General features: G+C 55.4%; 10 protein-coding genes. 5 read left to right on the top strand and 5 right to left on the bottom strand.

Going from position 1 to position 10,868, the window contains the following annotated elements:
- Both ACR0NZ_RS12485 and ACR0NZ_RS12480 read left to right on the top strand, forming a co-directional pair.
- Positions 1 to 317, top strand: a 317-nt coding sequence (locus ACR0NZ_RS12485) for a hypothetical protein (protein ID WP_480519265.1), incomplete at its 5' end; no start/stop codon positions are given.
- 39 nt (positions 318 to 356) lie between these two features.
- On the top strand, positions 357 to 1,739 hold the full coding sequence (locus tag ACR0NZ_RS12480) for an ApeA N-terminal domain 1-containing protein (RefSeq protein ID WP_480519263.1): 1,383 nt from the start codon (positions 357 to 359) through the stop codon (positions 1,737 to 1,739).
- A gap of 289 nt (positions 1,740 to 2,028) precedes the next feature.
- On the opposite strand, the gene ACR0NZ_RS12475 is transcribed toward ACR0NZ_RS12480, so the two are convergent.
- From ACR0NZ_RS12475 to ACR0NZ_RS12465, 3 genes are all read right to left on the bottom strand, one after another.
- On the bottom strand, positions 2,029 to 2,598 hold the full coding sequence (locus tag ACR0NZ_RS12475) for a hypothetical protein (RefSeq protein WP_480519261.1): 570 nt from the start codon (positions 2,596 to 2,598) through the stop codon (positions 2,029 to 2,031).
- Between the two features lie 809 nt (positions 2,599 to 3,407).
- Entirely contained in the window at positions 3,408 to 4,238 is an 831-nt protein-coding gene (locus ACR0NZ_RS12470; protein ID WP_209598739.1) for a class I SAM-dependent methyltransferase, read from the bottom strand.
- 95 nt (positions 4,239 to 4,333) lie between these two features.
- Complete coding sequence (locus tag ACR0NZ_RS12465; protein WP_480519259.1) at positions 4,334 to 4,807, bottom strand: cupin domain-containing protein; 474 nt, start codon at positions 4,805 to 4,807, stop codon at positions 4,334 to 4,336.
- An 87-nt stretch (positions 4,808 to 4,894) separates the two neighbouring features.
- Between ACR0NZ_RS12465 and ACR0NZ_RS12460 the strand changes: the two genes are divergently transcribed.
- Positions 4,895 to 5,476: a TetR/AcrR family transcriptional regulator gene (locus ACR0NZ_RS12460; RefSeq protein WP_480519257.1), complete on the top strand. Its 582-nt coding sequence runs from the start codon at positions 4,895 to 4,897 to the stop codon at positions 5,474 to 5,476.
- Between the two features lie 309 nt (positions 5,477 to 5,785).
- Here the strand turns inward: ACR0NZ_RS12460 and ACR0NZ_RS12455 are convergent, their stop codons facing one another.
- Positions 5,786 to 6,724, bottom strand: a complete 939-nt coding sequence (locus ACR0NZ_RS12455; RefSeq protein ID WP_480519255.1) for a LysR family transcriptional regulator — start codon at positions 6,722 to 6,724, stop codon at positions 5,786 to 5,788.
- 90 nt (positions 6,725 to 6,814) lie between these two features.
- Here ACR0NZ_RS12455 and ACR0NZ_RS12450 point away from each other — a divergent pair, with 90 nt between their 5' ends.
- A complete protein-coding gene (locus ACR0NZ_RS12450) occupies positions 6,815 to 7,657 on the top strand; it encodes a TauD/TfdA dioxygenase family protein (RefSeq protein ID WP_480478494.1) in 843 nt (280 codons plus the stop codon).
- 14 nt (positions 7,658 to 7,671) lie between these two features.
- On the top strand, positions 7,672 to 9,303 hold the full coding sequence (locus ACR0NZ_RS12445; protein ID WP_480519253.1) for an arylsulfatase: 1,632 nt from the start codon (positions 7,672 to 7,674) through the stop codon (positions 9,301 to 9,303).
- 231 nt (positions 9,304 to 9,534) lie between these two features.
- Here the strand turns inward: ACR0NZ_RS12445 and ACR0NZ_RS12440 are convergent, their stop codons facing one another.
- Positions 9,535 to 10,866: a GH1 family beta-glucosidase gene (locus ACR0NZ_RS12440; RefSeq protein ID WP_480519251.1), complete on the bottom strand. Its 1,332-nt coding sequence runs from the start codon at positions 10,864 to 10,866 to the stop codon at positions 9,535 to 9,537.
- Positions 10,867 to 10,868 lie beyond the last annotated feature (2 nt).

Genomic DNA, 10,868 nt, shown 5'->3' with positions numbered 1-10,868 from the left:
CGCGACGCATTGAATTTGAAGGGCATCACAGCATCCCGCAGTCAAATCAAAGGACCAGCTACGCATCGGAAACGATTTGTGCAACACGCTCCTTTGAACAGCATTTAATGGCGAGCCTTGCAAAGGGATCTTCCGCATACACGGAGGCAATGAAGAAGTCAGGATTCTTGCGAAATAGCGTGAAGATTGAGTGTGCGTTTCCCAAAGGTGGAATTTACGACAGCACCATCAATCGGCTTCTTCTGATGTCCAGTTCGGAACATCACATGCCGAGTGTGCCGATGGCTATGTATTTGAAGAAATGCGATCGGAAGTAAGATTTTGTAAATCAAATTGGTTTAGAGACGGACTAGTACATGGGTGAAAAACTTCGATCCGGAAACAGAGTCCTTTGCGTCGAACAGGAAACTGGAAGATCGGTTCCCGGTTTCTTCAAGTACACAAAGGACGATATTGAAACGCAACTGACAGCGTTTGATGGGTTTGTTCATATTCCAGAAAACCAGCGGATAGTTTTGTTGACTGAACACCTAAAGTTCATAACTCTATTTCAAAATTTGGTGGGTACCGGTTCTAGGTCGAAAAATAGCGAGCCGCCGATGCGCTGTGACATTCTGGGAATTCGATCCAACATGGCCGTCATCGGTGATTGCCCTTGGAAAGAAGGGATGCAGGTTAAAAAGGTTTCCTTCGAAGTCCCACACGCGCGCCGCATACTTGAAAACCGAAACTTGAAGTCACGCTTGAGCGGTGACCGGCGATATGAAGAGGCCAACGGCTACCTCTTTCGATCAAAAGCGGACGGAGTTGAGGTGTCTGTTTGGTACACTGCGTATTACGCTGGCGACGACTTCCCGAGTGAATGGAATCCCAGATTTGACGTGCGGTTTGATACGCCGAGGCCTATCGATGACTTTACCGAAACGCTATTCCTCGTCGGCTCTTTTCTGTCATTCTGCCTTGGTGTTCAGTTAAACTGGGATAACGTCACTGTCTCGAGCATGGATGATGCGGAGATTGAAACTGCCATCGAAAATCAAGAGTTCTTCGACTTCCATCAAGTTTTTTTCCTGCAAAGCGACTTTCAGCCTAACTTGGATGGTACTGGAAACTGGGGAAGCCCGTGTCTGTGCTACGACGAAGATGAAACGGCGGCCCTTTCGAAATGCTTGGCCGCTTGGATGGAGCGCGCCCCAAAATGGAAAACTTCATATGGGCTTATGATGTCGTATTTGCGGCATCGAGGTACGATAGGGCCCGACCGATTGTTGGATGCCTGCAAGTGCCTTGAGCAAATTCCGGGTGCAGAAAGTCTTTCTGTTGTTGACAAAGATGACATTCAACAGGTGATCGAAGCTGCACGACAAGCTGCCAGTAAGCTTGGCCAAAGCCAACTGTCTGGAAGGCTGACATCCGCCATACAGAGGGTCGGCGACGAAGATCACGAAACTCGTTTCAAGAGACTTTTGTCTGACCTCACGAAAGGCAGTCCGCTCAAAGGAGAGCCATCAAAACGAATGGTTGCTGATCTAATGAATGCAATTCGCCTTAGAGGGCATGCGGCGCATCGGGCTCTCCACACAAATACTGACCAAGAGTTCCAGACGCTTGCACGGTCGATCAGCGCAGTCGAGTGTTTGTGCTTATTGTTGCTGGCTTCGGGACTACCGATATCAAAACATGGCAAAGAGCGCATTTACCGAAACCCGCTCGTGACAGACTACGTCAACGCATTTTAATGCAACTTACCGAAGCCGTGGACCTATCCGTCATTGCCGAACTATCCGGATGCTGCGGATGCAGTTGGCAGCGTCAAGCTGGCCCATGCGATCGATTGGTTCTGCACGACGTGCGTATTCGCCCATCTAGCGTGAAATCTATGATTGGCGAATATAGTTACGCCCAGCTCGAATTGACTGGTAAAGTCGTCGCAGACTCAACGAAGCCTGCGACTTACGCATTGGGCTACTTATCTGAGATTAGCCTGCTTGGAACTAAAACTAAAAGGGCCCCAAGTGGGACCCTAACTCATGCGCCTGCGTGGATTTGATACGCAGGCGGAATGTCTTTTTTATCAGTTGCTCGGAATTCCATGTTCTCTGGATCGACTTCACCGAGCGCTATTCGAGCATTCAGAGTCTGAGCGCCAACACCGGCGTTCAGCCACGCCTCTGCAATATGGACATTGAAACGCGGCCGCCTACGGCTTGTAGCAACAATTGTCAAAATAGCTTCGGCTACTTCGGTCACACGATAGTAGCCGCTGATTGCAGGCAGTGGCATTTCGCGACGCTTCTGAAGAGCTTGTCGCTTTACTTCCAGTTTCTTGGCAACATCAGAGAGACTTACAAGGTCCGGCCGAACCTCGCGCAGAGTGCTCCCCTTCGGCAGCTGCTTCAGGATTTCGCGCGCGGCACTCACGATTACACTCTCAGCATCCTCACCTTCCATTTCGAGCGCTACAGCCAGAAGGTCAGGCAGACCAGTGCCGACGACTGCTTCTTCGAAGCCAGCCTCGAATACAGCGTTCGACAGATCAAGTTCATCGTGTTCACCATCTGGGATGGCGAAGATGATGTCGAATTCGAATTTAGTCATCGTTTGAACCCTCTTGATTCAGTTTGATGCAATTCAAAGCTTTATTGCGCAGATTGTTCGCAAAGTTCCCAGGGTTTTTCGGAGTTGACCAGATTGACATCTGGCAGAACTCTCCACACCGGCATTTTTTGTCGTTGTGCTCACACAGCAACAAGCCCCAAGCGTGACCCTTTTTGCGCACCTTCACAGTCCACCCGAGCCCCTCAAGCTCAGACAGTACTGCTTCTATTTCCTTCTTAGAATGCCTCTCACGTGCCAAAAAACTTAGTCTCCGCCCCCAAAGTTGTCAACAGACAACATAACAGATTTTTACACAATGCCGTTCCTGAGGGCCACAAATAGTCGATCTTCAGCCTCTTTGAAACCTGAGTTTAAACGTTTGTTAGTAAAGAAGGAAAAGTGATTTCTAAGGGTGTTATTTTTGGTATGTAAGCACATGATCAGCTCCGGGTTCGAGCACAAATGTCACCATTCAAGGTGCGAAAACCGTTATCAAACCGCCCTCTCTAATGAAGGCTGCAAAGTTCGTTCTCTGCACGTTGCTGCCATCAGGTACCTCCAGTTCGGTGCAAGCAGCTAAGGTCTGCTTAGTGACCGTGAGTTCAGCGAAACTTCAATCTCGCGAATGCCGCAGACGGCAGCAAAGAGGGCTACAACCGCAGCATTACCATCATCTGTCGAGCTACTGCTATGGGCCGTCCTTGCCGAGGCGGAAAGGATCTGTCGGTTGGATGCTGCGCTGCCTCCGAGGTCTGCACTGAGCCCAAAGCGGCCACTTCAAAAAGACACGAACTGCTCGAGAGCCGCCGCTAGCTATGCAGCCGCGCGTGCAACTCAATCGGTGCGATCAAACCGCTCTCAATGTTGTGCACCATGTGACGTACTTTCAGCGCGGTGTCATCGCCCATGATGAGATGTAGCCCGAGTGGCGGGGGACCGTCGGCCTGGCTTTGTGCGGCAGCAAGATCAGCGAAGAACTGTTTAGCAAACGCTGTACGGTCAATGCGTTCCCCAACCTCAAACCCCACCGATTTTAAGGCCGCCTCATAGGTTTCAGGCGGGTCCAACGCGCTTAGTTCACGAGATGATGCCCAAGGCGCCGGGTAATCCATTTGTCCGCTTCCGACCTGCATCACATCGTAGATCGCAAAGATGCCGCCAGGCTTGAGAACCCGCGCTGCTTCTCGCGCGATCCCAGTTTTATCGGCGATATTCATGCCGACGTGGATCATGTAGGCCGCGTCCATTGATGCGTCCTCAAAAGGCAACTCGAGCACGCTGCCTACAACCAATTCAATCTTGTCATTCAATCCCGTCCACTCGGTCAAAGCGCGCCCGGTTTCTACAAATTCGGGCGTCAGGTCGATGCCGGTGACATGAGCTCCTGTCGTTGCAGCGACAAAGCGGGCTGGGCCTCCCAGACCACAGCCGAGGTCCAGGACGCGACTACCCTTGGAAAGCTGTAGCGACTTAACAAACGGTTCAGTTGCACGACGGCCACCAATATGAAATTCGTCCACCGGAGCGAGTGCGTCGTGCGCAATCGGTGGTGTCAGATCCAGCGCCGCGCAGCCGTCAGAGATGCGTTTAAGCAGATGTCCTGAATGATAGTGTTGGGCGACCTCTTTCAGGTTCGTCATGACATAGCCTCCCCAATAGTGATGATGGCAGGATATATCAGCAGGGATAATATGTCAGCTTACCGCCCAGACTTGAGCGCGTGGCTTAGGTTGCTTCAAGCGGGTGCGTCTTCAGGGGCCAGGATCGTCATGCCGGCCTTTTCCGCCACCGCCATGATCGCCGGAATGTCGGGTGGCCCATCGGGTGCAGGAATATCCGTTGTGCCGTCCGGCATTGCTTCGCCCGCTTCGGTGAAGAATGTATCATGCATAGCTCCCGGAGCGTTGATGCATAGCAAGCGACCTGGAGTTTTCCCAATACAAGTAAACGCGTGCACCGCGCCATCGGGGACTTTCACGAAATCGCCACTGCTTACCATTTTTGTCTCGCCGTTTAGGAAAAACTCAAACTCGCCTTCGAGCACATAGAAACTCTCATCTTCGCCAGCGTGATGATTGGGGGGCGCGCCGGCACCCGGGGCGGTCTTGATTTCAACGATTGTACAGCGATCTCCGGTTTCGGCTGGAAATGCGTGGAATTTCAGAAGGTTCCCTAGAAGGTGATATGTGCGAGGGCGAGATTGCGTCATTTCAACGACTCCCTTTACTTCGATGAATGTACCTTTATGATACACATATCCACTCATGAGACAAGTTTATCATTAAGGAACATCGGTGTGGCCCCTCGAACCAATCAAAAGAACAGGACTAGAGAGGCGTTGCTGGCGGCGGCACGTGAGCTTATGTCAGAGGGGGAAAATGTGACGCTTGCCAAAGTAGCAGAGCGCGCGAAAACCGGTCGGGCAACGGTATACCGGTACTTTTCCGATCCCGGCGTGTTGGCCCTCGACGCGACCCTCGACATAGAGGTGATGCCGACCGCAGAATTGCTGGAAGGACTTGAGGATGTACGCAACCGTGTGCACGCGGTTGCGCGCTACTATCTGGATTTCTCCCGCAAACATGAGGCTTTCTTTCGCCAGTTTCTGGCTGAATCGCTGAAGGCATCACTGCAAGACGGCACTGTCAAAATGCGTGGAGCGAGAAGGGTCGCGGCATTTGGAGAGGCCCTTGAACCCGTTTGCAGCTCGATGAAACTGAGCGATTACGAAGATCTGACACTACGTTTGGCCATGACAACAGGCATAGAGCAGTTTGTGATATTGGAAGATATTCTGCGCGTAGATCAGCAAAAGGGGTACCGGCTACAAGAAGGTCTCGTGGACGCTCTGCTTAACCAGTACCTGCCGAAAGTGTGAAACGCGCCAGCAACGCAATTTCGGTTAGATGGGCGCTTTTTAGCTGTGCAGATGCTCAGCTAAACGTGTTGCAATGCAGCGAACGACAGCTATGTCCGCAGACTGTGAGTTCGTGCACCCTGAAAATTGCGCCTGCAGCGAACGGTCGGTTCGACGGGCCGCACCGCAGCGGCGACATGTGTCGATGAACGTCCGCTTCGGGCCGTCTTCGATCATGCTTAGTGGCTCGCATAGGACCGATGTTGCACCTTTTCTGAGTTCGGCAGAGAGCCACGACGACGGGTGTAGAATTAATGACGGACGTCAGCGTCACAGGATTGCAGATCCTTGGAATCCTGCGGGGCCGGAAATCGTGGCGGGCGACCTGCAGATCTCTAGGAACCGCTCCATCAGCGCCGTCTGCAAGGCTTGGTGCGAGCGGGCAATCACCACCCTGTAATGGCCAATTTCTTCCTTGAGCGGCCGCGCAACGATAGGGTCGCCTTCTATTGTGCGGTTCTGTTTGGGGGGAAAACCCACAAGTGTGAACCCGAACCCCTTGCCGACATAAGCCTGGACAAGTTCACGCGATTGGGACTGGAACGGCACTTCTGGGTGAATGCCCGCGGCCTGTAGAAGTTGCAGGTAGCTGGGGCCAGGGCCGGCAGGTGAAACCGCAATGTAGGGCAGATTGTTCAGTTCGGACAGGCTGATCCGGCTTTTGGCTGCCAAGGGGTGTGTCGCTGACAACAAGACCTGAGGGGGAAGTTCCAAAAGAACTTCTGCATGGTGCCGCCGCTTGTCGAGCCCTTGGTCAAAGATCACCAGCGCATCCACCTCGCCCGCATCCAGCGCCTCTACCAAAGCCGGATAGTCTGCCTCTTTCACTTCAATTCGGACGCCGGGGTGGTTTTCGCGAAAAGCAATTACTGCGGGCAGGACGATCCGCTGCGCTAATGCATGATGGGTGCCAATGTGGATCCTGCCCGCCCGGCCTGACGCAAGATCTGTGGCCCGCCGATCCAGCCCAGATGCGTGAACCAGCAGCGCGTCTGCCTGTGCGACAAATTCCTCGCCCGCGCGGGTCAGCCGCATGCCTTGCGCAGGAAACCGGTCGAACAGGGTCACGCCGGTGGCGGCCTCCAGCTTATCCAGTGCCGACGCGATGGCGGCGGCAGAGACATTCAGTTGCCGCGCCGCCTGTGCGATCCCGCCCTGTCTCGCTGTTTCCGACAGGTAGGTGAGTTGGCGAAGGGTGAAGCAAAACATCGGAAATACCTATCTTTGCGGACGATTAAATCAGTTTTTCTGACCTTGAGGCAATCTCTATGCTCCGGTCAGGACAGATTGGAGGCCGGTATGGAAATAATACCTCTGACGGGCGGATTGGGTGCGGAAATCCTTGGGGTGGATATCCGTCGCGGCGCAGATTTTGATGCGATCCAGCGCGCTTTTGCCAAATACTCGGTGATCGTGCTGCGGGGCCAGAACGTCGGTCCTGAGGATCACCTGGCATTCGCCCGCCGTTTTGGGCCGATAAACGTGAACCGGTTCTTCAAGCCGGTTGAGGGCCATCCGGAAATCGCCACGGTGCTGAAGGAGAGGGACCAGACCGAAGCGGTTGGTGAGGGATGGCATACAGACCATTCCTACGATCAGGAACCGGCGATGGGCTCCATTCTGCACGCAATCGAGGTGCCGCCCTATGGCGGCGACACGCTGTTTGTCTCCATGGGTGCCGCCTATGAGGCGCTCTCTGCGCCGATGCGACGCTTTCTCGACAGTCTGACGGCTGTGCACTCCTCGCGCCATGTGTTCGGCGCCTCCGCGATGGACAGCGAGGCGGTGAAATCGGGCCGCCTGGGCAACGCAGAGGCCGCCACGCAGGACGCGCGGCATCCGGTTGTCATCACCCATCCATTGAGCGGACGGCGCGGCCTTTTTGTGAACCCGGTTTTCACAACCTGTATAGAAGGGCTGACCCCAGACGAATCCGCAGCGCTTCTGGCCATGCTTTATGCCCATTGCCAGCAACCCGAGTTTCAATGCCGGGTGCGCTGGCAGGCCGGTGACATCACGATGTGGGACAACCGCGCCACCTGGCACAAGGCGATCAACGACTATCACGGCTACCGGCGCCTGATGCACCGTGTCACTGTCGAGGGCGTTCCGCTTGCGCCCGTCGTCGCAGCCTTAGCCTAATTGAAAGCACCGGTATGACCGACCGTAACCCGCAGTCCAACGCCAGCCGACCCAATGTCATTCTGATCCTCGCGGACGACATGGGGTTTGCCGATCTCGGCTGCACCGGGTCTGAAATCCAAACCCCCAACATCGATGCCCTCGCGCGGGGCGGCGTGATGCTGTCTGCGATGTACAACTGCGCCCGTTGTTGCCCCACTCGCGCCTCGCTCCTTACCGGGCTTTATCCGCACAATGCTGGCGTCGGCCATATGGGCGCCAATCTTGGCACGGCCGCCTATCAGGGCTTCCTGCGCAACGACAGCGCCACCATTGCCGAACACCTGCGCGCCAGCGGCTATGCCACGCTGATGTCCGGAAAGTGGCATGTGGCCGGTGATTTCGAAGCCCGCGAGGTGGACAGCTGGCGGGTCGGCGATGTCGAGCACCCGACCCCGCGACAGCGTGGCTTTGACCGCTTCTACGGGATCATGGACGGGGCCACGCATTTCTTTTCGCCGCACTACATGCTGGAGGATGATGCCCGTGTCGAAACCTTCCCGGACGATTTCTACTTCACCGAAGCCATCACCCATAAGGCCATTGGCATGATCGAAGGCGCGGTAGCGGAAGAGAAACCCTTCTTTCTCTACCTCGCCCATACCGCGCCGCACTGGCCGCTGCATGCACACCCCGAGGACATCGCGAAATATGACGGCGTCTATGCCAAGGGCTGGGACCAAATCCGCACCGCACGCCACGAAACCATGAACGGTCAAGGCGTGTTCCAGCGCGGCTGGGACATCTCCCCGCGTGACAGCACGGTGCATGGCTGGGAGCATGAGGCAAACAAGGATTGGGAGGTCAGCAAGATGGCCACATATGCGGCAATGGTGGACCGCATGGACCAGTCGATTGGCAAACTGATTTCGGCCCTGAAGCGGCTCAGGCAATTCGACAACACGCTGATCCTCTTCCTCTCCGACAACGGCGGCTGCGCCGAATTCATGGCCGAGGACGGCTGGGCGAAGTTCTACCCGGACAAAACGCATGATGGCAGGCAGATCACGATGGGCAATGTGACAGGTTTGCGCCCCCGCGATGCCCAGACCTTTCAAAGTTATGACAAGCCTTGGGCCAATGTCTCCAACGCACCGTTTCGGCTGTACAAACATTATGTGCATGAAGGCGGCATCTCGACCCCGCTGGTTGCCCATTGGCCAGATGGATTCAGGCCGCGTGGTGCCGCCCATGCGGCCTGCCATGTGGTTGATATCCTGCCAACCATCCTGGAGGCCACCGGTGCCGCCTATCAGAGCGAGTTGGGTGGCCATGAAATCCAACCGTTGCAGGGAGAGTCGCTGCTGAGCCTCTTTCAGGGCAAGGACTGGCAGCGCGAACAGCCGATCTTCTGGGAGCACGAAGGAAACGCGGCGATCCGCCTCGGTCAGTTCAAACTCGTGCGCCTGCATGATTACCATTGGGAGCTTTACGACATCGAGGCCGACCGCACCGAACTGACCAATCTTGCAGGCCGCAGCCCTGCGCTTGAGAAAGACCTTATCCGCCAGTACCAGGCCTGGGCTGACACCTCCGGAGTCCTGGACTGGAACGAAGCGCTGCCGAAACTTCTGGCCGCGTGGAAGATGGAAACTCCAAATGGCTGAAACTGATGGCTAAGCGTCCACTGAGGGTCCCCTGGTAAAGGACGGGTTTGTCCTGCGCAATGTGAGTTCAATTGAGTTTGGATTTGGCGGCCGCAGCGAATGGCGGCTAAGCGGGCTGCGATCGCAGCATCTTGACCGGTTGGTGAACGGCAGGAATGGGCCGGAATCTGTCCGTTTCGTCAATTTGCGGAATTGGCGGCATAAGCAGAGGGTTCGGTACCAACTCTTCGTTCAGTAAGAAACTCTGCAACAGATCCGTGCAGCAAGCATGTCCTTCCATGCGAAGTAAGACGCTTTCGGAGTTCGCTTCATTGAACTGAAATCTACATCAACCAGGCCAAAGCGTTTTTCATACCCCAAGGCCCATTCGTAATTGTCCAATAGGGACCAGACAAAGTACCCCTTAACCGGAACCCCTTCGCCCAAGGCGACCTGGACTGCCGACAAGTGTTGATCCAGATAGTCGATACGGTCATCGTCTTGTTGACGCTCGGGGCTGGCCATACCGTTTTCGGTCACGAAGATCGGCAGGTCGCCGGTGTATTCACGTGCTGCTCGGATCAGGAACCTGGTCAGCGCGGTGGGGTCGATTTCCCAACCCATTTGGGTCTTCGGCAGAGGGCCGGGAACCTCAGCGAGACTTGGCCACGCTGTTTCTGCGGGCGCGATAAGTTTACGGGTGTAGTAGTTCAGTCCGCACCAGTCTACGGGTGCTCCGATGCTATCGAAATCATCTTGCCAGCCCGACGGAAGGTGGGGCTCCAGCCCCTCCAGAACATTCTCGGGATAGGCCTTGTTGAACACGCCGCCCAGAAAGAACCGGTTGTATATTCCGTCATACAGAGCGGCGGCCTGTTGTGCCTCGGCGCTGTCATCGGCGGGTTCGGCCCATTCCAGATTGAATACGCCGCCCAGGTTAGACATGCCCAACCCACGCATCGTCTGAATGGCCTGACCATGGGCCAGCAGAACGTGATGCATAGCGCGCGCCGTGGCTCGAATATCGCGCAGCCCGGGAGCGTGGTGCCCTTCGAAATGGCTCAACCAACTGACACACCACGGTTCATTGATGGGGGCGACGCTGTACATGCGGTCGCCAATCCGTCCCATGATGACCTCAGTGAAATCGGAAAACCAACCGGCAATATCCCGGTTGCGCCAACCACCTAAGTCGGCCAGGGGCGACGGCAGTTCCCAGTGATACAGTGTCGCGCACGGACGGATGCTACGCTCCAAAAGCGCGTCGGTCAGGCGATCATAAAAATCCAATCCCGCCTGATTAACAGGTCCGCGCCCCTCGGGCATCACACGCGCCCAGCTGGTTGAGAAGCGATAGCAATCGAATCCCGCGTCGCGCACAAGATCAAGATCCTGTTCAAACCGGTTCAGGTGATCACAGGCCAGATCGCCTTTTTCTCCCCGCACTACATTTCCGGGTGTCGCTGCAAACGTATCCCAATGTGTCGAACCGGCGCCGCCTTGGGCATGACCTTCGATCTGGTAAGCAGAAGTGGCGACTCCGAAATGGAAGTCTTTGGGGAAATCGCTGCGCGTATGTTTCATTG

Source organism: Ruegeria sp. AE3 (assembly GCF_056542225.1).
The sequence above is the reverse complement of the archived record's forward strand: the minus strand, read 5'-3'. Positions and strand labels throughout refer to the sequence as shown.